Consider the following 24,260-nt stretch of genomic DNA (forward strand, 5'->3'; position numbering starts at 1 on the left):
CGAGGTACGCGAATACACGCTATAAATCCCATTGACGAGGAGGAATTACCATGAGTACGTATACCAGAGTAAGTGTGACATCAAGTCTTGAGGATACGCAGAATAAGGTGCAACAGCTGCATTCCGAAGGGTTTAAAAAAGATCATATTTATGTTCTGACACACAGTGCTGAAGGTACAGAATACGTTGCGGAGTTTACGGGTGCAGAGCAGATTTCAATGGCCGAAGAGGGGCTGTTCGCGTCAATCGCCAATCTCTTCCGATCACGCAGTGAGGAACTGAGAGTGAAGATCATGGCACTCGGAGTGCCGGAAGCTGAGGCGGACAGTCTCATTACTGAGCTGGAGTGGGGGAAAATCCTCGTGTTAGCTACGCCACATATGAGCGATGAAGATACCTTGTTAATGTATCAAGGAGAAGCCTTTCAGCGAACTATCATATAAGTGAATAAGGATGCGAACTCGTACTCCTATTCTATGCAAAAGCCCTTGTCTCCATGGGAGACAAGGGCTTTTGTCGGATTCATCGCCTGCTGCTTGTGTTCGATAAGGTTGGGAGCATCTTTAAATCCTTGACCATGGATGAATTGCAAATCGGGCATGCGGGACTATCCGCGAACGAAAAGTTATCTCTCATCCAGCAAGAGCACTGATCAGTACTGCAGGTCCAGATGCTGGTTTGTTCCTCCGGTACTGGTTCCAATGATTTTTTTGAAAAGTACAATCGAACTCCTCCTTGTCATGATTGACTCTGACGCGCAAGCAGTTAAAGCAATATGTGATGAAGGACTACAGCTTGACTACATTTTCAGCTTGCGGTCCGCGGTTACCTTGAACAACTTCGAATTGCACACGTTGGCCTTCATCCAAGCTTTTGAAACCTTCTCCTGTAATGGCGCTGAAATGAACGAATACGTCATTGCCGCCTTCCATTTCGATAAATCCAAATCCTTTTTCTGCGTTAAACCATTTTACTGTACCTGTTTCCATGTCTTCATAAACCTCCAACAATAATTTGTGCCTGCGATTCTCAACGGCGGAATCAACTCGTTCCGAAGAGCTTGTAAATCATTAACGCAGCTTTGATAATATATCCATTAATCAGGAAGCTTATTCCACTTTTCTGAAAAAACATCAAAGTTATTTTCAGACTTCCTGAACAACTATTCTCTGGTAATGGTTACACTTCTTGTTTCGCCATTGAAACTAACCTTACCGTCCAGCTGCTCGGTGATAAAACGCAGCGGCACGAACGTAGAACCATTCTTCAGGATGGCTGGACTCTGCATCTGAACGGAAGTGCCGTTCACGATTGCTGCGCGGCTGCCGATGGTCATCACGATTGTTTTTTCGCTAAGCGCATCAATAATCGTGATCTGTTGTTTAGCGCCATTCCAAGCTACTTCAGCGCCGAAGCGCTCTGAGATAAAGCGAAGAGGCAGCATAGCAACCTGCTCCTCATTGATGAAAGGTTGCGTAGCACTAGAAGGATGCAAGTCAGCAGGTGTGCTGAGCAAAAGGTGAACCTCTTTCTTCGCGATCTTCAAATCCTTTCTTAGAAGGGAATAAGCCTTGGAGCTCTTATCGAATAGGGCTAGAAACGCCCCCTCTTTGATCGTATTCATCGCTGCCATATCTTGTGTGCCTTTAGAAATATCAATCGTTGCAGCTGTCACTGGCTGATTGATCTGCGAGAGCTCCGAGTTAAGTGTTAAGCGGACGCCCTCAATGCCTGAACTGATATCCGTAACAGGGAGGGTTAACTCCAAATTGAGCTTGCGAATTTGGTTATCTCCATCGATCATAATGTCCGTTTTGAGCGAAGTTTTATCACTGAACAGTGCCTCTGTCTGAGGATTTACCTTGGGGGAAGATGGACTATTACCTTGTTCTTCCCAGTCATTCAGTGCTTTTCCAAGCAACTCTTGAATCTTCGTGTAGTAGTATTCGACAGTTTCCGTTTTGTTTTCAAAATTAGGCGCGTTCGGATCAACAAAGACGTTCGTGTTGGAATTGTTGTTGGGCGTCGACAACGATTTCATTTGTTCTTGCATCAGTGGAACAAATACATCATAGAGCTGACCGATCAATTCCTTTAGGCCTTTTTCGTCAGCGAGGATATTGTTCAGGAATTTCTTAAGAAGTCCTTCAATTTCATTGCCATAAATTTCGATATGGGCTTTCTTCAGCCCGAGTGGTTCATTGTGTATCATATCGGTTACGGATGAAACAGTGAAATGCTCCGGATTAGGTGCGTTATTTAGAAAGAACTTGATGACAGCTGGCGCCAGTTGTTTTGCTTTCTGGGTGAACTGCTCATCACGGTTTGCCGTAGCTGCTGTTGGCCTTGCAGTCTTCGTTGACGAGAGATCAAACGAGATTGGTTTCTTGGCCCCTTCGATGTGAATGACCAACATGGCATCCTGTACCGCGATCTTAAAGGGAATCGTACCGCCAGCATAGGAGAGCGCTCCCTCGATGGAGACGTGTTCCTCATCTTGTAAGAGGATGTTCGTGAAATCTACTTTCATATCTTTCAAAATGTCTAGTAATCGTTTCTCTTCAGCAGTCAAACTTCCTGTGGAACTAGTAAGAAAGTCCAATTTCATAGAACCGCTAGCCTTAACAGATTTAATTGATGCACTGTTTTGCAGGGCTTGCGCAATATCGAAACCCTGAATTGCCTGACAACCCGTTAAGGTTATGAGCAAGATGACAAGCAGGGTAGCAACCCACCCTATTCCAATCTTTCTAAGCATGATCAAATCTACTCCTTCTATGTATAGTAGCTAGTAAAAAATAGCAGCGATAGAATATACGCTTGGAAAAAGGAAAAGATGCGCTTGACTGGTGGTTTTTTACAAAAAGGCAAAGAAAAGCTCGCTACCCTTAGCCGCGTGGCATGAAGGAGCGAGCTTTCTGTGTTAGGCGAGCAGGAGAATAACCAAGAGTTCATAAAGTACAAGTGTCATAATCTGATTATATTGTGCTGGTGTGTAGATCGGTCTGTGATGACCTTGTTGGTGACCGTGATGTGGGTCCATATTCAGATACACGTGATGACCATCTGCATTGATGAGAACACCTTCGTGTGTATGCCCATCAATTGTCGTGACACGAATCTTACGGCCCATGTGTGGGTGCAGGGCGTGCATGACAGCGTCTCTTTTGTGCTTCATCATGTGTTGCCAGTTGGGCTCTGATTGGTACACCATATGAGGTCCTTGGTGCCCTTGATGACCATGTGGTCCTTGTGGGTGCATAGGGTTCGTATACATAAACGTTCACTCCTTCTCGTTCAACTGCGCGCTCGCAGCAGGCTTTCTGCCTAGGTTCATTACTAGACTATTCAGCTATACGAAAAGGGTGATCGCCTATATAGAAATTACTTAGTCACGGTGAATTGTGACGACACGCGTCTCATTGTTGAATGAAACTACGCAGCCAAGTTGCTCGGCAATGAAGCGAATAGGAACAAATGTTGAGTTATCGGACAATGTAGCAGCACTTTCCAGTGCAGGAACAGCTGAACCGTTCACAGTTGCATTGGTGCTATCCAACGTTAATAGAAGTGTTTTCCCTGTGAGGAAATCGGTAATCGTTACTTGGCGTAGATCGCCATTCCAGCCAACTTCAGCACCTAACTGTTCCGAAACGAAGCGAACCGGTACCATCGTTGTGCCATTCGCATTAATGAATGGTTGAGGCGTGTCGTCCTTAGCCCCTGACCCGTCAGTAACCATGTTGATATCTTTTTTCGTTACTTGAAAATCATTTTTAAGCATTTTGTACAGCGTAGATTGCTTATCGAGTGCTGCTAGCACCTTGAAGATTGCTGTAGCATCTGGTTTAAGCTGAAGCGCGCCGGACGTATCTACTTTGCTAGCCGTAACCGGTTTATTCAAATTCCAAGTTTCACTCACAAAGGAAACCTTAATCGCGGAAGCGCCATTGTTGGATTCTGTCATTGGCATATTGATCGCGATGTTCTGCTTGCGAATTTGATTGTCATTATCGATGTAAACATCTGCTTGAAGCGATGCTTTGCTGCTAAACATATCCTTCGTTGGATCAATGGAATCCGCTAATTTCGCTAGATAATCATGGATCGGGGCGTACACAAAGCCAAGTGTCAGATCCTTATTCGTTAGAAGACTCAACGTAATGCTCTTATCTCCACCTGCGATCTGTTCTTGGATGACAGGAGCAAGGGCATCATACAATTGGCTAAGCACTTTTTTGAGGCCAGCTTCGTCGGCAAGAACGTTAGCTAGCAGCTTTTGCAGAAGGGCAGCTAATTCAGTGCCGCTAAGCTCTACATGTGCTTTGCGCAACGAAAGCGATTCATTATTCACTTTGTCCGTTACCGAAGTAATTGCTAGGGAAGTAGGATCTGTCATATTCGCTACAATAAGTTCAATAAGTCCTGATTTAATCTCAAGTAATTTATTTCCGAATTGTTCTTGGATAGCTTTAGGTAAGAAACTTAAGAAGGAAATATCCGTCCCGCCCAAAAGATCGATAACAATCGGTTGTTTCGAACCCTCGATGCTAAGGTTAATCTTCGTACCTTCCATAGCAACGTTGAAAGGGATAGTCCCTTTACTGTAAACAATCTTGCCTTCGGCAGATAGATGCTGGCTATCCTGCGTTGTAACAGCAAGCTCAACCTTTACATCCTTCAAAGCAGCAAGTGCGGCTTTCTCATCCGCAGAGAGCTTAGAAGTATCGCCTGGGACAAGTTCGAACTGCAAAGTACCTTTTGACTCGGAAGACTTCACATTCGCGTCATTCTGAACGGCTTTCGCCAGTTCCAAGCCTTGTATGGATTGACAACCTGTTAGTGTCAACATCATGATTACCAGCACTGCCGAAATTAACCAAGTCCATTTTTTTGAATGCATGGGATAATCTACTCCTTTTGTTTTAATAGATTTAACGATAAGTCATCGAATGATTATACGCAAGTTGTACGAGAAGGATGCGCTGTGCGGGTAAAAATTAACGAGTGTGTTTCCATTTTTCGAGTTCCGCTTGAATATCTGCTCGAAAGGGGAATTGCTGCTGAAGCTTTTGCAGCTCTAAGGTCGCTTGTGCACGCTCCCCTTGCGCATACTGGATTTGGCATCGAAGGAATAGGACGTGTACGTCGAGTGGGCTCATGGAATAAGCTTTATGGATCTCGATCGCGGCGCGGGTAAGATGAGCTGGATTTGTTGTTTCTAGGTAGTTTTTTAGCAAGAGATAGGCGATGTTATAGTGTTGATTTGCTGGTACGAAAGTAAGAGTTGAACTTCGTTCAAGAAGTTTAATGGCTTCCGTATAACTAGGTGTGTGCTCTGCCTTTGTGGATAACGCCTCCGAGAAGCTGAGACGGATAGATACCATCGAAAATAAGATAAGTGCCAATGAGAATAGGATGCGTAGAGGCATCTTTAATTTATTGGCGGTGTTTAACTCTGCTGACGAAGTGTTACTAAATATGCCAAATATAACCCAAAGACCAAATAGCAAAGGATATTCAAACGTAAAATCAACTGTACTATGAATCAGAAGACAACCGAATACAGCAAGGCAACTAGCTACCCAAATTTTCGTTGGATCATCTGATTTTAGGTAAGAAGACAAGCCCCTCCAAATAAACATAATTACAATAGTTGTGAATAGTAGGACACCAATCAATCCGGTCTCAATCCACGTTTCCAACCAATGATTATGTAAATATAGGACCGTATATGCAGCTGTTTGATAGTGATATTGTAAAATGTTCCATGCACCGCCGCCGTAACCTAGCATAGGGGAGTCGATAATCATTTGCCAAGCGTCCCTGTAATAACCAATCCTACTTGTCCATTCTGATGCGTGGGGAGTTAGCTGAAATAAACGTTTAAGTGAGGAAGTTTGATTACTGTATAGCATTGCACCAACCATTAATAGAAGAATTGGAATCATCGTTAAGCTTATTGTTCTAGTCCGAATATTAGGCATCACATAGAGAACGAGTAAGGCGACGACGAGAATAGAACCTAGAAATACCCATTTTGAAAATGGATAGGCGACAGCGCTAGCAACTCCGGCACAAATAGCTAACGTTACAGAAGGGATGGTTTTTCGATAATCTTTTCCAAATGCCCAGTATTGTAGTGGGACAATGATTACGAAAAGTATAAGAACTGTTCGTGAACCGGTCAGAATGATTCCTGATGATAAAAGAGAACTAAGCCAGATATAGTTAGTTTTGTTTTCTAAAGTGGCTAACATATTGGATAAAAGCAAGGCAGTAAGTAGTAATACCCCCCACGCATTCGCATATTCTAAGGGTCCTTCAAAACGTCCCTCTCGAAATTGGTCCATAAGAACACCAAAAATGATCCCAACCGAACACAAATAAACGAACACTTTTATTAGAATTACTCTATGTGCTTGGGTAAGCTGTGCAGCGATAAGAAATAGAGGTATGACAAGTGCGATACGAAACGATGTTGCTAGAGACTCCTGTTTAGAAATAGCGCTAAATGTAAGTGTAAAGTAAAGAAAGACAAAGACTGTAAATAGATAGAAGACAGGATTGAAAGGCATTTTACGCCTAAATAAAATGAGACCTGCTGAAACATAGAGACAGCCTGAAATCAGTAAGTACTCAGGCTTAAATAATAAACCGTGCCGGAATAGAGAGATACTGAAGAAGACGATAAGCAATATTAGTGAAAAAGATGAAATCCAGTTACTTGTAACTTCTGATATATTCTGTTTTTTTCTTGGACTCACGTTAAGTGTTTTCACTCCATTTCATGAAATTAAGCAAAATTTAATGTTATGTTCCTATTTTCCATTATAAGGAATAGGACTTTAGTCTTGTTGAATTTCTTGTTATCTTTTATTATTTAGTAGGTAATAGAAGATCGGTAGAAACAACCTGAGGAGGAACTATTTTGCATTTTAGTAATAAGGTAACGGGATCGTTAAAGCGAAGGGCCTCTGCGGCACTCGTGCTATTATTTTTGGTGAATGCATGCATGCCAATTATAGCATCTGCAACAAGTTTGTTTAATCTCCAGTTTGATCCTGTATCAGGAACGGTGTATGGGTATATTTATTCAGACAAGGCAGCGTTATCGGTCAGTGTGAATGATGAGACATATGGGACTAAAGCAGTGACTTCAAGTAGTATAAACTTTACATACCCTTATATTAATGGATTTTATTATGAGTTGAATGGCGTGGGAAGCGAGGAGCTTAAAGGACTTAAGCCAGTTACAGCAGTTGTTTATGAAGGTAGTACGCCTGTTTACTCAACCGTTAATAATGTGAGCAGTAATGTATATACCTATAGCGGAAGTAATGTCAATCTGACTCCCCCTACTAATCTTGTGGCAAATTTTGAACATGGGTACTGGCGAATTAAATGGGATTCGCTTGATAATCTACCCTTTATCTATGGTGTCAAAGCATATAGGAATGGGACATTCAATAGATCTTCCCAAGGTTATGTTCCATTTGAATGGGGGGAGCAGTATGAGTTTAATGCACCGCCTGTCGATCTTCAATTAAGTGTAACAGATATATTCGGTAACGAATCAGCGTTAAGTGATAAGGTTACACTCGTAAGTGCAACAGGACCTGAAGCCTATCATTATGCAGGTTACGTTTATTTAAATGGCGTTGCAGCAGCAAATACGAAGTTTGAAGTTAAAGATGCAGATGGTGTTGTTGTTGAAAGTTTTACGTATACGAATCAAGAAATCAAGGGCCAATCAGAACTTGGTCGTTACTGGATTAACATCGTTCAAACTGACTATGATTTTGTGGCTCCGTACTTAAGATATTATTTCGATTTACCAGGAAGCAATTATTCAGTAACCATTACGAATTCGGAAAATAAAACTTTTCAACCCGCATCTTCTGTTTCTAATAATGTAGCGTATGTTGACTACGGGGGTCTATTTGCTGAAGTAGATCAATCTGCAATTTTTATGAACGGTAATTTTAAGGCTACCCCAGTATTGTTTGCAAACAAAGAAGCAGGCCATTGGTACGCACCTAATGAAGAAATTGTAAGATTCTCACCTACAAATGGTACTGGGAATCGTCTGGATATCGAATTTCCTTACGATAGTTGGCCATTGAATGGAGTGGGGGCGCATAATACAACAACTATTAAAAATGCTAATTTAATGGGTTCAGACCTGCAATTAATTAAAGTTTCGGATCAATCTGAGGTCGGTATTACGGGTTTAATTCATAATCCTTATTTCCCCAATGAAGTAGTTAATGGTACTTCAGTAGTAAATGGCAGTGGTGGTGGCGGAGGCGGCGGGAGTCCTGCAGGTCCGGTAGTTACTAGTAATGGTAACAGTTACGCACGACCTCAATTACTATCACTTGTACTCAGTACAGCTCTGCTACCCAATGAACAATATGTTCTGAAAATGTCCTCTTCAAGCGGGTCTGATGAAATTAGAATGCCGCTATGGGGAGGAAATGGATTCAGTGCTGCAGTATCACTCTCAGTAAACAACTTTTCTTATTCATATGTATATTCACCTAACCTAATCGACCAATATTCAACTGACCGAACAATTAAGATTCTGCCTCCTAATACGCAAGATGCAGATGCGGCTGCGGCTGTAACGGCCAAGATCACAGCTCTGCCAGCGGCTGCAAACATAGTATTAACAAATGAAACAGCAGTTAATGAGGCTAAAGCAGCGTTTGACTTACTTACAACGCCACAGAAAAGTTTAGTGAATTCAGGGAATCAAACCAAACTTACAGATGCAATCGCCAAGATAGCGGAATTAAGAGCAGCTGTCGTAACGGCCAAGATCACAGCTCTGCCAGCGGCTGCAAACATAGCATTAACAAATGAAACAGCAGTAAATGAGGCTAAAGCAGCGTTTGACTTACTTACAACGGCTCAAAAGGCGTTGGTAAGCCCAACAAACCAAACCAAGCTTACGGATGCCGTGGCTAAGATAGCGGAATTAAAACCTAAGAATCAAAGCGGATGTTGTGGTGGCGGTTTCGCTCCTCCAAGTTCAGCCAAACCATCCGACGATGGCGCCAAGGTGGATACGAACAATTATTTGACAAAAGAAAAAGGTTCAGACGGCAAAGAGGTTTCACGCGTCAAACTGGACTCGGATGTATTCACGAAGGCGCTTGATGTAATCAAAAACAACGATAATAACCGCCAAACGATTACTTTGGATGCGACGGGCACGCAAGCTGGGGCCAAAATCGACATTCCAGCAGCATCTTTGGCGGAAGCTTTGAAATCCAATTCGAATATCGTAATCTCGATTCAGTCAGATGCTGGTACGTATTCAGTACCCGTTAGCATTTTTAAAGACATCGCTAAGCAATTAAACAAGGACATTAAAGATGTGAAAGTAACGATTTCCGTGACACAGGCGTCAGAGAAGTCTTACGAGGCACTTCAGCAAGCGAATCCAACGATTACGACGTTGCTTGCCAATCCAATAGAATTTACCATTACAGCAGAATCTGGTTCTACGAAGGTAGAACTGAACGACTTTTCAGGAACTTATGTGGAACGGAAGATTATTGTACCTTCTACAGTGGATACTGATGCTACAACCGTTGTTTCATTCGACCCTGTTACAGGTAAAATGACATTCATTCCTGCTGTTTTCTCCCATGTGAATGGCAAAAGCGAAATCACCATTAAATCGCCGCATAACAGCATATACACACTGGTGAAATTGGACAAGCCTTTTACTGATATCACCGCACATTGGGCTAAAAAAGACATCGAATTGTTAGCATCTAAGTTCGTTGTGCAAGGCATGACTGAGACTACTTTTGCTCCTGATCAGCGAGTGACCCGTGCGCAATTCGCCTCCATGCTGGTAACCGCACTAGCATTACAACCAGATGCTGCTAAGTCGTCTATGTTTACAGATGTGACAAGTGATGATTGGTTTGCGGGGGCTGTAGGGACGGCAGCTAAATTAGGACTTGTTGAAGGAAATAATGCGGGAGAATTTGCACCTAATGCTGATATTACCAGAGAGCAAATGGCTGTCATGATTTCTAGGGCATTGAGGCTTTCGGGTAAAGAAGTACAATCATCACATGCGCAAGACAAGCTTGCTAGTTTTGTTGATAGCAACACAATCAGTGCATGGGCTACATCGGCTGTAGTTCAATCACTTGCTGCTAATATTGTAAATGGTCTGACAGACCAATCGTTTGGGCCTAATGAGAGTGCAACTAGAGCGCAAGCAACGGTTATGCTAAAAAGGTTCTTACAATTTGCAGCATTCATAAACTAATAGTAAGTATAATTTCCTCCTACTCTTGTAGGAGGTTTTTTTATAAATAGTAAGCGAAACCTTTTATTCCCAATTTCGTCTACATCTATGTGGGAGGTAAAGCTGATGATGACGATGTTTCTGATTTGCTTTTTTGTAGGTCTCGTACTTACGCTGCTCATTACAATTTTCGGAGTGGATAGTTTTGAAATGCATGGTGATACAAGCGGTGCACATGGTCATGGACAGGGGCATATCGGCCCATCTTGGTTCAATATGTCCTCGTTGCTCGCAGGGGTGACGGTGTTCGGCGGTGTGGGGTATATCCTTAACAAAGTAGGCATGACAAGCGGCTTGTTGATTCTTCTCTTTGCCGTTGCGGCAGGGCTTGTGATGGCGTGGCTCTTCTTTCTTTTGTACGCGAAGGTGATTTATAAGCATGATGACAGTATGAAGGAGAGCGATTTCCAGCTCGGCGGTCAGTTAGGTAAGCTGACAGTTCCGATTATTGGAAAAGGCATGGGTGAAATGGTGTATGTGCTCCAAGGCACTACGCGCTCCATCAGTGTTCGTTCGGAGAACGGTGAGTCCCTGGCGAAAGGGACGAAGGTTGTTATTTTGAATATGAGTAAAGGTGTTGCAACGGTGACGGCATTTAGTGAATACGACTAGTCCGTTCTAGGTTTAAACCATAGTGAGGAATGACTGGGAGGTAGGAGAGAGATGATGTATTCAGTGCTTATTATGGTAGCAGCTATTGTGGTTGTTGTTTTCATCTTACTAGCTTCAATTGTAAAAGCTTACAAGAAAGTGCCGCCGAATGAAGCGATGATCGTATTTGGTTTAGGGGGCAAAAGAGTCGTGCAAGGCGGAGGGACGTTCGTTATCCCCGGTTTTCAGAGCTACAAAACCATCTCGATGATGCTCACTAGCTTTGATGTGAAACCCGACCAACCGATGTTCTCTCTGCAAGGGATTCGTCTCAAAATTGAAGCTGTCGCTCAAATTAAGATTCAAAGTGATCCCATCGCGATCGCAACTGCTTCCGAGCAGTTCCTTGACCATTCGATGGCGGAGCGGGAAGCGATGATTCTACACTCTGTAGAAGGACATTTGCGGGGATTAGTCGGGCAATTGACGGTGGAATCCATCTTGAAGAATCCGGATGAGCTCAACAGTAAGATGAGGGAGACGTGTTCGGAGGATTTGGATAAAATGGGGCTCAATCTCATTTCCTTCGTGCTGAAAAGAGTAGCGGACGATCAAGGTTACATTGAGAACTTAGGTGTACCTGAAGTCGAGCGGATTCGTAAAAGCGCGAGTATCGCCAAAGCGGAAGTCGAGCGAGATATTCAAATCCGGCAGGCGGATACGGAGAAGGAGTCGGCCATTCGCAGGGCAGAAGCTCATCAATTGAAGATTGAAGCGGAGAGTGCGGCATCCGCGAAGGAAGCCCAGTATCGCAAGGAGCTCAGCATGAAGGAAGCGGAGTTCAAGCAGGAGACGACGAGTCGTCAGGCGGAAGCGGATTTAGCCTATGAATTGAAGCAAAAGCAAATTCAACAGCAGCTCGTAACGGAGCAGGTACGGATCCGTCAGATGGAAGCAGAGGCGAACAAGACGGTTCGCCAGATCGAGGTTGATCTGAAGCAGAAGGAGCTCGAGGCTTCTGTTATTAAGCCAGCCGAAGCGGAGAAGCTGGCGGCGATCATGCGAGCCGAGGTGAGCAAGCAGCGGCAAATCCTTGAAGCCGAGGCGGAAGCGGAGTCCACGAGAAAGCGCGGCGAAGCCACGGCGGAAGCGGAGCTCGCCAAAGGGAAGGCGAACGCCGAAGTCGTGCGTCTAGCGGGGCTTGCAGAAGCGGAGGCACTGGAGAAGAAGGCCGAAGCTTACAAGCAGTACACGCAGGCGGCTGTGACGGTGGAAATTCTGCGCATCCTGCCGGAGCTGGCTGAGAAAATTGCGGCACCGCTGAGCAACGTCGATAAGATCACCGTAATCTCCCAGGACGGCTCGGCGTCTGGCGTCAACCGGATCACCGGTGATATCGCCAAAATGATCGCGCAGGTGCCGGAAATCACGCAGACGCTCACGGGGAAAAGTGTGACCGACTTAGCGCGCGCGTTCCTAGGGTCGGATGCTGACCCGATCTTGAAGCGGGAAGAATAGGGGGCGACGCGCGGGCCGCGGTTAAGGCCCCAAAAGGGCGCTAAAGCCGCGCGGTGTTGCCCGCGGGCGCCGGTAGGGCCCGAAAAGGGCCTTAAAGTCTCGGCGGAAGAGGCACAGGAGTGCCTTTCGCCCGGTTAAGGCCCCAAAAGGGCGCTAAAGCCGCGCGGTGTTGCCCGCGGGCGCCGGTAGGGCCCGAAAAGGGCCTTAAAGTCTCGGCGGAAGAGGCACAGGAGTGCCTTTCGCCCGGTTAAGGCCCCAAAAGGGCGCTAAAGCCGCGCGGTGTTGCCCGCGGGCGCCGGTAGGGCCCGAAAAGGGCCTTAAAGTCTCGGCGGAAGAGGCACCAGAGTGCCGTTCGCCTGGTTAAGGCCCCAGAAGGGCGCTAAAGCCGCGCGGTGTTGCCCGCGGGCGTGGATAGGGCCCGAAAAGGGCCTTAAAGTCTCGGCGGAAGAGGCACAGGAGTGCCTTTCGCCTGGTTAAGGCCCCAAAAGGGCGCTAAAGCCGCGCGGTGTTGCCCGCGGGCGCCGGTAGGGCCCGAAAAGGGCCTTAAAGTCTCGGCGGAAGAGGCACAGGAGTGCCTTTCGCCTGGTTATGGCCCCAAAAGGGCGCTAAAGCCGCGCGGTGTTGCCCGCGGGCGCCGGTAGGGCCCGAAAAGGGCCTTAAAGTCTCGGCGGAAGAGGCACAGGAGTGCCTTTCGCCCGAATAAGGCCCCAAGCCACACTCTTAACAATGGAGTGTGGCTTTTTTCTTTTGCCTAAACTAGTCGGTTCTACGAGAGATATCAAGCGGAGTTTACTAGATTACGATACAATAGAAGGGAGGGATGCGAGACTTCATCGCAGTATGCATAGTTTGGATAGAGGCGGGGAGAGGTATGCTGGTATATAGAAAATTTCTACGTGATCTTTTACGAAATTATATGATGGGTTCGGGTATTGCTGTTCTTGTTGTGGGTGGGGTTATTATTTCGACAACGCTCACGATTACGGGAACCGAAATGCTCCGAGTGTTTATTATTATGATTTTATCACTATGCGTCATGATGTTTGCGGAGTTCCTAATATTTCGGAGGCACATAAGACCCATTCGGGAAATGATGAGGCACAAAAAGCCATCACTAGAGACGATTCGTGCAGCCTACTTACAGACACATCGTTTTCCTGCCTTATCAGTGATGCGGATTATGGGGCCGCACTTCTTGGGGCTATCCATTCCTGCCATGACTATGGCAAGCTTGGGAGTTGCGTGGGGGTGGTTGACTCTGCCTGCTTTTTATATTGGGCTGGCGGGGATAGGGGCGATACTGATTGCTAGTATGCATGCTTTGCTTGAGTTTTTTACAACGGCGCAAGCCATTCGGCCCATGCTGATACATATACGTGAGTTAGGCCAACAGATTCATGGGGAAGACGTCTCGTTAGATGGACGCGTTATCGTCTCGATTCAGCGGAAGTTTCAGTTAAGTGCGTTTCTGATTGGCACGATGCCGCTATTTCTTTTTAGCTTAGCAACACAGATTCGGTTGAGTACAAGCGTGGACTCCTCCCAGTTGATTGCTGATTATTGGAAGTGGGCGGCAATTATTCTTTTGCTGGGCGTTGGCTTCTCTTCCTTGGGCGCACGCCTGCTGGCCAGTGATATTCAACAGCCAATTGAAGATTTACACCGTGTGATGAAGCAGGTACAGTCTGGTGATCTCAAAGTAAGAGCCTCTGACTTATATTCGGATGAGTTTTCGCGGTTGATTGCGGGTTTTAACCACATGGTGAAGGGGCTCGATGCCCGTGAAAAAATGAACAATCTCCTCCTGCAGAGCTATTATGCTACGCTTGCGGCAGCGCTTGATGCGCGAGATGCTTACACAGCAGGGCACTCAACACGCGTCGCGAAGTACTCCTTGTTAATTGGTCAATCGGTTAATTTGAGCGAGCAGGAACTTGACTGGTTGTACAAAACAGCGCTGCTGCACGATATCGGTAAAATCGGCGTGCGCGATGCGGTGCTGTTAAAGGAGGGGCGACTAACCGACGAGGAGTTCGAGCAGATCAAGCGTCACCCGGACCTAGGGGAGTCGATTTTGAAACAAATTGAGCCTGCCGAGGCGATGGCTCCATTGCTTCCAGGGGTGCGCTCGCATCATGAGCGCTACGACGGTGCCGGATATCCAGACGGCCTGAAGGGCGAGGATATCCCTGTGTTCGGCCGCATCATTGCGGTAGCTGATGCATTTGATGCGATGACATCCGATCGTCCGTATCGGAAGGGCATGCCCGTAGAGAAGGCGATGGCCATTCTCGCAGACGGGAAGGGGAGCCAGTGGGATCCTCGTTTTGTCCAAGGATTCATGGATGCGTATAAAGCCTAATGGGTTGAGAGTGGTTGTTAGGGGCTGACAAGGGGAGCAGTACAGTAGAAGTTATAGGCTGGGGAGTAGCAATTAGTAACAAGTAGCAGTACTAGTAATAGTACTAGTAATAGTAATAGTAATAGTAATAGTAATAGTAATAGTAATAGTAATAGTAATAGTAATAGTAATAGTTAAAGTAGAATCGCAGTTGTAGAAGTAAATAGAGATAGATGCAGTGCATCTGGCGAGTTATGTGGTGAACTAAATGGAAAACATACAGCTATTTCAACAGAATTGTATTGAATTAGACGAATAGATGGAAAAAGTACAGCTAATATAGCCAGAACCGGTGATAACTCAGGTTTGGGGAGGAATTAACTGTAGAAAATCCAGCTATTCTCTCAAATGAGTGAAAATCAACCAATATAGCTACATAAAATCCAGTTAAATTAGTTAAGTGGCGGAGACGTTAGGAGCGTTGGGGTAGCAGTAGCAGTAGCAGTAGTAGTAGTAGTAGTAGTAGTAGTAGTAGTAGTAGTAGCAGTAGCAGTAGCAGTAGCAGTAGTAGCAGTAGCAGTAGCATCAGAAGCAAAAGAAGACGTAGCAGTAACAGCAGCAATAACGATTGCTCGGACACACCAGCGCAGCCGAAACAACAAACAACCCGCCCCGTCCAAAAGGACCAGCGGGTTGTTTGTATTTCTAGTGGGGTTTGGTTTGTGTTTCTGTTTGCAGTCCTACAGCAGAACCAATGGCGCCCAGGGGTTTGGAATCTATATCCGTGGACAGGTACCGCCCGACTTTGTCGATCCACTCCTGGACGTAGTGATCTGTGGCCCACTGTGCCATGACAAGCTGTTCACCGGGCTCTAGATCTAAGGTAAGCTGGGGAATGCTGCCCGGTGGTTGACCGTAGGAGTAGAATTTGAGCGTATCTCCCTCGAAGATGACGAGCATATCGTCCAAGGGGGAGGTTAACGCATCCGTAGCCTTCGGCCACGAGGACTTAATGTTGCTCCAAGAGCAACAGATATCATCGTGATTAACGACTTTATCCGGTAACTGGCGCGGGAAATCACGCAGTACGTAAGAGTCCGGTTTGGATAAACTGGATTTAGGTGTTTCAGCCACTTTGCCAACCCATTGTCCGGGCTCACGTTGTACGGTCCAACTCTGTCCTGAGACTTCGCTCAAAGCATTGTCGCCCATGCTCGACATCCTTGCAAGATCGGTACTCGTGCTTGCGCCAAAGATATCCATTAAGGATACATGGTTCTTGTCCACAGGTTTTTTGTAAAATTGCATGGTTCGAGCTTCTTTCAATTGCGGAAGTGTACGCACCCAAATGCGATCTGCAACATAGGGGGCATTGCCATTCCAAGCGGCCTCTGACTCGGCAATAGAGACGTATTGGTTACCTGCAAACAAGAGTGTTTCTACACGATTAAACTCTTGATCTTCTGGCTCGGTAAGGCGTTCTTGTTTGACAGGTTGATCGGCCAAATGAGCAGTCAAATAGTGAGACTCACCCTTGTTGGTTATATGTGCGAGGGAGTCGATTTTCCAGAAATTTTGCTTATACGGCATCAAAATGCCAGTGCCCTCGGAGGTTTTCTGCAACTGCCCGCGAACGGGTGCAACAAGCATCGTCCGATAGGTACTATAGCGAAGCGGCGATAGCGTGCGCCCTTGACCACCGTTAGTGCCAGGCTCATGCTCAGTCCGTAAACCAATAAGCAAGGCGGTGTTGATGGGTGCAGGAGGGGGCGTGGAAACAGTAACTGCATCCGCCATCATTTTGCTTTCAATAGCAGCAGCTTCACTCTGCGTATGCATCGTATGCCATGGGAAAAGAACTACAACAGCCAAGACTGTACCTAAACCAGCAACACAGAGGAGAGGCTTTACCTTAGATTTATTGCGTTCTTTCTTTTGAATCGTTTGCTCAATGTCCTGTTGAAGCTTGGAGGTGAACCCCTTCTGCACGAGAGGCCCATCTTCCAATTGCTTCTGGAAGTCATCCGGCTCAGGAGTGTTCAAGCGCTTCACGCTCCTTCAGATTAAGAACCTTCAGTCTGGCGTGGTGAAGTCTGGATTTAACGGTTCCTTCCGAAATATCCAGAATCGCTGCCATTTCCTTAGTTGTCATCTGATAATGTGCGTGAAGAATTAATATTTCTCTATATTTTGCGGATAAAGACATGACCTTCTGCCAAATTTCACTTGCATATAAATTCTCAACGGCTTCGGTTTCAGCTGAGCTTGCGGTGCCGCCGGATTGTACGAATCCAACCAGAGTCACCTTGCGCCAGAACGCTTTGCGCATATGATCATAAGCCGTATTGCGGGTTATAGTAAGCAACCAAGTTTTGACCGCAGCTTCACCACGGAAAGTTGTCAGGTTGCGATATACTTTTAAGAAAGCATCCTGTGCAATATCGTCGGCTGCATCTTTATTACGACAAATACTGAAGGCATAATTCCACACATCATTCCCGTAGGTTTCCATTAAATTACGAAGGATTACCTTCTGATCTGTTGTTTCTGCGATGTACTTCAAATAATCAAATACATGGACACCGGTCGTTTCCAATTCTCTCACCTCTCCTATATAGACGCATCTATTGCTGAAAAGTTCACTATCCGAAATAAAAACTTTACTTACATCTTTCGTAAGACATTGCCCCTTTGTGCCTCATCAGAGCGTATTCTTGGGAGAAACGCTTCATGCCCAATAACTAGATCGTGATCGGCAGGAAAATATACCTAGGAAAGAGAAACAATAACAGAGTAAAACTAGAACGTATGCGGACTTGCTTGACAACGGAGCGATTTTGCACGCAATATGAAGGAAGGACTAGATCCTTCGGAGAGGAAGAACAGCATGAATTTCGTTGAGCACATTGCAGATCATTTGCGATCCGGTCAAATCAGCAATTATCCGCAGCCGATTGCCCTGAACTTAGGCTTAGTGTACACTGTGAAGCTAGAAGACAAGAAGACAAATTTAATTTGGCTTCCTTATGAATATACAGGCTTAGCCTACATAGACATGGGTCTGCAGGTGAATGTTTACCCCTATTATCGAGGTACAATTATTGAAGAAATCGAGCTTTCCCGAGGAACGGATCTGTATAAGCCACAGACGGAAGAAGCGTTCACTAAGACGCTCTATACGAAGGCATATGAGTTGCATCAACTGCTGCAGGATGAGTCTTACAGCCATTTACAGGGAAGTGCACCCGATTATTTAGCTAAAATGATGTATATTGTCGATTGGATGCGCTATTATAATTCAGCCAAAGCAGTAGCAGGGGCCAAAAAGAAAATATAATTGCATATACCCTATCGGATCTTGCTTTCTACCTAGTGGAGAGTAGGGTCTTTTTGGTCTTTATATGGCTATAGACCCAGTTAAGGTGGGCTAACATTGCTTTAATGAATGGGCTTTTTAGCATGTTCTCAAAGGCTAGTAGAAGGCTTATCCTAGAGAATGGCAGTTGTTGGTGCCGAAATTTAGCACAGAAGCGGAGAAATTGGCGATGAAACGATGGAATAAATGGCTGACCATAGCGACGATCGGTTGTCTATTAACAATAGGTGGTCTGCAAGGTAGAAGTGAGGCAGCGGGCTTTAAGGATATCGGGGGACATTGGGCAGAGCAGACGATTGATCAAATGGCACAGCAGGGCTTATTGGATGGCTTTCCAGATGGAACATTCCGACCGGACGAGACCGTTACCGCAGACCAATTTGTGAAAATTGTACTGCTAGCCTTTACAGATAAGTTCCCGAATGGGGAACGGAAGTGGAAGACTAGCTTTTTACAAACGCTGAGCGCCGGTAATCAAAATATTTTAACGCAAGACTACCGAGATTTCACGTTTAAGCCGAACACGGTTGGTTATTGGGCGAAACCGTATTTGGATCTGGCAAGTGATCTTCATTTTATTAGCAAAGGGCAATTCAGTGATTATAAAACTTCCCTGAAGCGTGAAGATGTTGCGGAGATTTTGTACTATTTATTGAAGGAAACGGAGTACTTGGAGGACGAAACGTATAGTCTTAGCGCAGCATCTCATTTCGGGGATTTACAGAGCGCAACGAGCAGGCAGCAGAAATTTATTGGAGAGTCGATGACGAAGGGAATCATGGAAGGGTATCCGAATGGCTATTTCGGGGTAGGCCAATATGTGACACGCGCGGAAGCATTGCAAATCATTACACGTTTGCAGACGAAGTCGAAGCGCATCTCCGTAAAGAACGATAATAATGCCTTCATTAAAGTCGTGCCGACCAAGGATGGCAGCTACAAGAAGTTGGTATTCCCAGATGAGCGCATGCTGCAAGCTTACGAGGTAATGGAGCAGGCGGGCAAGCTGCGTGGCACGAATTACGATCTGCAAGAGACGACACTCCGTCTATTCCGGAATGCAGAAGCCAAAGCTCAGTCGCTGAGCGGGGCAACGGTGGAAGCGCGCAATAGCAATGAAGCTTCGCTCTGGTTAGATCCACAGTTTGCAACGTATGGCGTCACTGTGCGACTAGAGGATGGCGTCCTTGCTCGTAATACGGAGAGTATACGTAAGTTTACGGATTTCCTTTTTGGATATGATGCGGACATCTTCTATCGCCAATTTACAGATGCATGCGCGCGTGCAACGGCGAAAGGTATTCTCGAAACGACGACAACACAAATCGGCAACTACTCGGTAGAAACACGATTGGAGTCGGATGGGAAAACGATCGTTTTCTCTATTATTCATGCTTAGTGCGAGGGACTAACCCTTGCTAGAGCAGCATCTCCTAAGAAAGCACAGAGCGAACGCCAATTAGGGGGCAAAAATAAGCGTAATCCAGGACAATTGGCTGAAATAGCTGATTGTCCTTTGTTGTGTGTAACCTCATTGGGGGCACACCTTTGGCGGTAGGCCATTCATTTGGTATGATGAGAAGTAGACTAGGCAGAAGAGGATGATGACAGATGTTTGCGAAATCGAATTACAGTGGAACAAGAGAAGAACAATATACCTTGCTGATTGGGCAAGTTCACGCGTTAATACAGGATGAACCGAATCGTATTGCGAATCTGGCGAATGCATCCGCCTTGCTGGGGCAATTCTTAGAGGACATCAACTGGGTAGGATTCTACTTGGTGGATGAGCAACTGGAGCGGAAGGAGCTTGTGCTTGGACCTTTCCAGGGATTACCGGCTTGTGTGCGAATTCCTTTTGGAAAAGGGGTGTGCGGTACAGCTGCTGAGCGCATGGAAACTGTGCTTGTTCCTGATGTCCACGCTTTTCCGGGACATATCGCTTGTGATGCAGCTTCGCAATCGGAGATCGTGATCCCAATTGTGGTGGGAACTAAACTTGTCGGAGTGCTGGATATCGACAGCCCAAGCCTCAATCGGTTCGATGACGTTGATCAACGCTATCTGGAGCAGTTTGTGCAGAAGCTTGCTGCTGCGTTGTAGTCGTAGACATCTAATGGGTACGCTCGCATAAGTCGGAGTCGAGTAACGATGGATGGGATGCTGGTTGGAATTATGTCGACGCGAGTGGTCGGTAGTGAACAGGGAATAGTTGGGTTTCAAAGTAAATGGAGAATAGTGGTAGTAAAGGTGAGCGGTAAACAGTCACAGCGGAGAATGATAGTAGAGAGTAACGGTAGAGAGTAACAGTAAACAGTGACAGTAGAGAGTAACAGTAGAGAGTGACAGTAAACAGTAACAGTAAACAGTGGAAGTAGAGAGTAACAGTAGAGAGTAAATAGTAAATAGCAACCAGCAACGGTAACATCCAATAACAAATAACCATTCAATAACCAATAGCAACACCCTGCGCCGAATAGTGAATAGATGGAAAAAGTACAGCTATTTCTCGCTAATTCAATGATCTAAAGTGAATAGATGGAAAATATACAGTTAAATTCTAGTATTTAGCTTCAAAACGGCGGAGAAGTCTGGATTAACTGTAGGTTTTCCATCTATTTCGCGTTTTCAGCGAAAATGAGCTGAATTAGCTGTAGTTTTTACAGCTAGTAGGCTCGGCATGGTGAGACAAGGCACGGTACTCATCGGTATGGCCGCACCCAGCCGCACCGAGCATTGCTGCCCGTCGCCGCGAAAGGCTCTACCCCGCCGCGCACCGATGCATCCTACCCGCTGCGCCGCACCCCGCTGCCGTATCTAGCCTGCATCGCTAGCCTGCCGCGCTGGAGTACACCCCGCGCCTGCTCGCGCGATAACCCGTGCACCGTCGCAACGCACTATAGTACAAAGAACCGCTAGCTGCTTAAGCAGTCGGCGGTTCTTTGTTTCATTATGAAGGATACGCGTCGGTGCTAATAATAGCTGCTAGAAGTTTGCGCATTGATCGAGTTCCGACTTTATCCATGATTTTCTCGATGTGGACTTTGACTGTTTTCTCACTGATAAAGCAATAATCTGCGATTTCTCGGTTGCTATAACCGCGCAAAGCAATAAGGCTAATAATTTCGGCTTCACGGGTAGTAAGGACATGGCGAGATGCAAAGTGTGTGATGACAGAAGGTAATTTGGCAGGAAGAAGATTTCTTACAAGATTCTCTTGAACAGGGGGCATGCTTAAACGACCTCAATATCTCAAAAAATGTAACTAGCGTATTCTTGATTGTAACATAGTTAGATATCCTATGGCAGGCAAGGGCGTGTCGAATTTCCAAATTTTAATCTGTATTTTAATTCGACTGCGAGGCTGAGCGGCCCTAATCCTTACTCTGAACCACAAGCAGCAGCCCTGAGGATAGTTCGATAAGACCTTCTGGCTCTAGGAGAATATTACTGATGCCAAGCGACATCCCAATCTCAAGCGTTGCTTGATGAAGAGGATATTGGAAGCCATGCAGTGTGATCCCCGTGACCTCTAGGCTGAGCGGAAGCAGAGAAGCATGTGTGTAGGGACCTTTTTGAATGCGAGTAGATCGATCAATCACCATGATCAAATTATTGGCATCCATAATGGCACAGGGAATGCCGTGTCGTATACCTTTGCGAAGCAAATGCACATTAGCAAGGGAATGATCGAACCGTGTGCCTAGCGCGCCGACGAGCAGGACTTGGCTTGGCTTTTGATCCAACGCCCAATTGAAAGCCATTTCCGTATCCGTTAAATCCTTATAAATCGGATCACAATCAATGAATTCTTTGCTTGAAGCGCGAATAAGGGCAAGCTCCTCGGCAGAGACGGAGTCGAAATCGCCCATTGAAATATGAGGTAGGTGGCCATTTTGAATGAGAAAAAGAGCCCCGCGATCGGAACCAACCAAGATATCATCCGCGCGAATCTCCTCTAGTGCCCAATCGCCAAGCGTGCCGCCTGTAATTATCATTATGCGTGTCATTTAGGAATCCCCCGGGGAAATAGTAACGAGTGTTTCTCCCTAGTATAGCACAGAAGACTGAAAAACCGAGAAGCCCTAGTGGCCGCTCGGTTTCTTTTGCCTGCATCACACGCTTAAAAAAGCTTAGGTTCTTGCATCTACACGTTTACGCATGGGGTTAAGCTCCGACTGATCATGATCAATCTCAGCCTCATCGGCAAAGCCTTGCAGTTCATAGGTACTGCGGCCAAGTACAAGATCGGCGGGGAACTCATCACCTCGTTTAAGTGTGACCTCTTGCCCAGCCTCATTGGCATAAATACCGTCGGTTTCGACCGTATCACCTGTCATGGGATCCATGGATTTGTTCTTCTTCGACATTCAACATGCCTCCTTTCCTGTTGCTTATCCTTACCATTTCCAAGGTTGCAGGAAATTATGAGGAGAATCATGTAGAATGAGAAGGTCATCATCGCATACAGAGAGGAATGAAAGGCATGGCACTATGGGGGACGATTGTGAACGCAGTTGCGATAATTATCGGCGGATTATTAGGCGTGCTGCTGCCCCGCATTTCAGAAAGCATCAAAAACACAGTGCTGCAGGGCCTAGGCCTCGCTATCACTGTGTTAGGTATTACCATGGCACTCAAATCAGATCAAATTGTGCTTGTCATCATGAGTCTTGTCATTGGTGGTATTCTCGGCGAGCTCATGCGGATCGAAGCAAATCTCACCAAGCTTGGCGATTGGCTGCAGAGTAAGATGAGCAAGCAACCGACGGCTCACCCAGCCGCGCCAACTAGCATATCGGAAGGCTTCGTCACCTGTACACTCGTCTATTGCATCGGTGCTATGGCGATATTAGGTCCATTGGATGGCGGGCTGCGGCATAATCACGATATTTTATACACCAAGTCGTTGCTCGATGGGTTCTTATCCATCATATTCGCTTCCACCTTAGGGATTGGCGTTATCTTCTCAGCCGCATCTGTGTTTGTCCTGCAAGGAACGATTGCCTTGTTGGCAACTGTGATTGCCATGGCGTTTAGCCAAGCGTCGCTGGATGCTATGATTGTTCAAATTACCGCGGTAGGCGGAGTGTTGGTCATTGGTGTCGGCATCAATATTTTGCAAATAAGAAAAATCAATGTAGCCAACATGCTGCCTGCACTTGTCATTGCCGCAGCAGCCGTGCCTATTCAGCAGTTGATTACGGAGTGGCTTCGTTAGATTTTATCCAGTAGAACCGTTGAATTTGTAGCCAACGCCTCGTACCGTAATAATGTAGCGGGGCTCAGCTGGATTAAGTTCAATTTTTTTGCGTAGATTGCTAATATGTACAATAAGTGTGCGTGGATCGCCCATGCTATCCAAGCTCCAGATAAGTTCAAAGAGGTGTTCAATTTTATATACGCGGTTAGGTGTCTTGGCCATTAGGGAGAGCAGGTCGAATTCTTTGGCTGAAAGAGAGATCGTTTGTCCATTCGCACGAACGATGTGGCTCACGAGATCGATTTCTAAACCAGGGAATTTCACCAGTTGGGGATCGTCTTGATGCTGCTCACGTATCGAGTTACGGCGAAGAAGTGCTTTGACCCGGGCTACAAGCTGACTTGGGCTGAACGGTTTCGTCATATAATCGTCGCCACCCATGCTAAGGCCAAGAATGATGTCAATATCCTCACTTTTGCATGAAATAAATAGAATCGGCGTATTGCTCGTTTTGCGGAGCTGACGACACACCTCTATACCATCAAGTCCTGGCAGCAAAATATCCAGAATAATGAGATCAGGCTTATGTTCTCTAACAATGCCAAACACATCATGTCCATTATTGGCACTGATTACTTTGTAACCTTCACGCACCAAGTAGAGTTGAATTAACTGGACAATTTCTTGCTCGTCATCAACGACTAAAATGGTTTCTCCTGCCATGTATGAAATCCCCCTCAGTGATGAAACAACTCCTAAAGTAAGAAGGGTGTTTCCCTCTCTCAAATATTACATATATTACCTCCATTATAGAACGATTCTCCTACTAATTTCTATCCATTTATTAACAATGAGAGGGTTCTCGCATACAAAAAATTCACATTTAGGTGCAGAG

Annotated in this window: 21 protein-coding genes; 9 read left to right on the forward strand and 12 right to left on the reverse strand. The window is 45.8% G+C overall.

Features of this window, described 5'->3' with window-relative positions; translation table 11 throughout:
* The first annotated feature begins 50 nt into the window (after positions 1–50).
* Positions 51–443 (forward strand): YflT domain-containing protein, encoded by a 393-nt coding sequence (locus A8708_RS17565; protein WP_068665741.1) that lies wholly within the window; start codon positions 51–53, stop codon positions 441–443.
* A gap of 79 nt (positions 444–522) precedes the next feature.
* Here the strand turns inward: A8708_RS17565 and A8708_RS34910 are convergent, their stop codons facing one another.
* The 6 genes from A8708_RS34910 to A8708_RS17590 form a co-directional block, all read right to left on the reverse strand.
* Positions 523–723, reverse strand: coding sequence for a cold-shock protein (locus A8708_RS34910; protein ID WP_081787428.1), 201 nt, complete (start codon positions 721–723; stop codon positions 523–525).
* A 65-nt stretch (positions 724–788) separates the two neighbouring features.
* On the reverse strand, positions 789–989 hold the full coding sequence (locus A8708_RS17570; RefSeq protein ID WP_028555458.1) for a cold-shock protein: 201 nt from the start codon (positions 987–989) through the stop codon (positions 789–791).
* A gap of 173 nt (positions 990–1,162) precedes the next feature.
* A complete protein-coding gene (locus A8708_RS17575) occupies positions 1,163–2,758 on the reverse strand; it encodes a copper amine oxidase N-terminal domain-containing protein (RefSeq protein ID WP_068665745.1) in 1,596 nt (531 codons plus the stop codon).
* A 165-nt stretch (positions 2,759–2,923) separates the two neighbouring features.
* Positions 2,924–3,277 carry a hypothetical protein gene (locus tag A8708_RS17580; RefSeq protein WP_082927598.1) on the reverse strand — a complete coding sequence of 118 codons (354 nt, stop codon included), beginning with the start codon at positions 3,275–3,277 and terminating at the stop codon, positions 2,924–2,926.
* Positions 3,278–3,388: 111 nt separating this feature from the next.
* Positions 3,389–4,903 carry a copper amine oxidase N-terminal domain-containing protein gene (locus tag A8708_RS17585; RefSeq protein ID WP_068665747.1) on the reverse strand — a complete coding sequence of 505 codons (1,515 nt, stop codon included), beginning with the start codon at positions 4,901–4,903 and terminating at the stop codon, positions 3,389–3,391.
* 97 nt (positions 4,904–5,000) lie between these two features.
* On the reverse strand, positions 5,001–6,767 hold the full coding sequence (locus A8708_RS17590) for an O-antigen ligase family protein (protein ID WP_068665749.1): 1,767 nt from the start codon (positions 6,765–6,767) through the stop codon (positions 5,001–5,003).
* 164 nt (positions 6,768–6,931) lie between these two features.
* Between A8708_RS17590 and A8708_RS17595 the strand changes: the two genes are divergently transcribed.
* From A8708_RS17595 to A8708_RS17620, 4 genes are all read left to right on the forward strand, one after another.
* A complete protein-coding gene (locus A8708_RS17595; RefSeq protein ID WP_068665750.1) occupies positions 6,932–10,297 on the forward strand; it encodes an S-layer homology domain-containing protein in 3,366 nt (1,121 codons plus the stop codon).
* 105 nt (positions 10,298–10,402) lie between these two features.
* On the forward strand, positions 10,403–10,948 hold the full coding sequence (locus A8708_RS17600; RefSeq protein ID WP_068665751.1) for an NfeD family protein: 546 nt from the start codon (positions 10,403–10,405) through the stop codon (positions 10,946–10,948).
* Positions 10,949–10,999: 51 nt separating this feature from the next.
* Positions 11,000–12,445: a flotillin family protein gene (locus A8708_RS17605; RefSeq protein ID WP_068665752.1), complete on the forward strand. Its 1,446-nt coding sequence runs from the start codon at positions 11,000–11,002 to the stop codon at positions 12,443–12,445.
* An 871-nt stretch (positions 12,446–13,316) separates the two neighbouring features.
* Positions 13,317–14,807: an HD domain-containing phosphohydrolase gene (locus A8708_RS17620; RefSeq protein ID WP_068665758.1), complete on the forward strand. Its 1,491-nt coding sequence runs from the start codon at positions 13,317–13,319 to the stop codon at positions 14,805–14,807.
* 684 nt (positions 14,808–15,491) lie between these two features.
* Here the strand turns inward: A8708_RS17620 and A8708_RS17625 are convergent.
* Both A8708_RS17625 and A8708_RS17630 read right to left on the reverse strand, forming a co-directional pair.
* Positions 15,492–16,829: a hypothetical protein gene (locus A8708_RS17625; RefSeq protein WP_068665761.1), complete on the reverse strand. Its 1,338-nt coding sequence runs from the start codon at positions 16,827–16,829 to the stop codon at positions 15,492–15,494.
* A complete protein-coding gene (locus tag A8708_RS17630) occupies positions 16,816–17,382 on the reverse strand; it encodes an RNA polymerase sigma factor (protein WP_068665764.1) in 567 nt (188 codons plus the stop codon). The genes A8708_RS17625 and A8708_RS17630 overlap by 14 nt, the downstream gene beginning before the upstream one ends.
* A gap of 291 nt (positions 17,383–17,673) precedes the next feature.
* Between A8708_RS17630 and A8708_RS17635 the strand changes: the two genes are divergently transcribed.
* The 3 genes from A8708_RS17635 to A8708_RS17645 all read left to right on the forward strand — a co-directional run bounded on the left by A8708_RS17635 (position 17,674) and on the right by A8708_RS17645 (position 20,265).
* Entirely contained in the window at positions 17,674–18,123 is a 450-nt protein-coding gene (locus A8708_RS17635; RefSeq protein WP_239696749.1) for a hypothetical protein, read from the forward strand.
* Between the two features lie 208 nt (positions 18,124–18,331).
* Positions 18,332–19,561: an S-layer homology domain-containing protein gene (locus A8708_RS17640; protein ID WP_157264848.1), complete on the forward strand. Its 1,230-nt coding sequence runs from the start codon at positions 18,332–18,334 to the stop codon at positions 19,559–19,561.
* A 212-nt stretch (positions 19,562–19,773) separates the two neighbouring features.
* Positions 19,774–20,265 (forward strand): GAF domain-containing protein, encoded by a 492-nt coding sequence (locus A8708_RS17645; RefSeq protein ID WP_068665772.1) that lies wholly within the window; start codon positions 19,774–19,776, stop codon positions 20,263–20,265.
* 847 nt (positions 20,266–21,112) lie between these two features.
* Here A8708_RS17645 and A8708_RS17650 read toward each other — a convergent pair.
* The 3 genes from A8708_RS17650 to A8708_RS17660 all read right to left on the reverse strand — a co-directional run bounded on the left by A8708_RS17650 (position 21,113) and on the right by A8708_RS17660 (position 22,532).
* A complete protein-coding gene (locus tag A8708_RS17650; protein ID WP_068665774.1) occupies positions 21,113–21,394 on the reverse strand; it encodes a helix-turn-helix domain-containing protein in 282 nt (93 codons plus the stop codon).
* A gap of 142 nt (positions 21,395–21,536) precedes the next feature.
* Positions 21,537–22,172 (reverse strand): thiamine diphosphokinase, encoded by a 636-nt coding sequence (locus tag A8708_RS17655; protein WP_068665776.1) that lies wholly within the window; start codon positions 22,170–22,172, stop codon positions 21,537–21,539.
* A 123-nt stretch (positions 22,173–22,295) separates the two neighbouring features.
* The gene (locus A8708_RS17660; protein WP_057311376.1) at positions 22,296–22,532 is read right to left on the reverse strand and encodes a hypothetical protein; all 237 of its coding nucleotides are present in this window, start codon (positions 22,530–22,532) and stop codon (positions 22,296–22,298) included.
* 116 nt (positions 22,533–22,648) lie between these two features.
* On the opposite strand from A8708_RS17660, the gene A8708_RS17665 reads away from it, so the two are divergent.
* A complete protein-coding gene (locus A8708_RS17665; protein ID WP_068665778.1) occupies positions 22,649–23,383 on the forward strand; it encodes a DUF554 domain-containing protein in 735 nt (244 codons plus the stop codon).
* A gap of 3 nt (positions 23,384–23,386) precedes the next feature.
* Here the strand turns inward: A8708_RS17665 and A8708_RS17670 are convergent, their stop codons facing one another.
* Positions 23,387–24,088: a response regulator transcription factor gene (locus A8708_RS17670; RefSeq protein WP_068665780.1), complete on the reverse strand. Its 702-nt coding sequence runs from the start codon at positions 24,086–24,088 to the stop codon at positions 23,387–23,389.
* Between the last annotated feature and the right edge of the window lie 172 nt (positions 24,089–24,260).

This window comes from Paenibacillus oryzisoli (genome assembly GCF_001653565.1).
Taxonomy (GTDB): domain Bacteria; phylum Bacillota; class Bacilli; order Paenibacillales; family NBRC-103111; genus Paenibacillus_E; species Paenibacillus_E oryzisoli.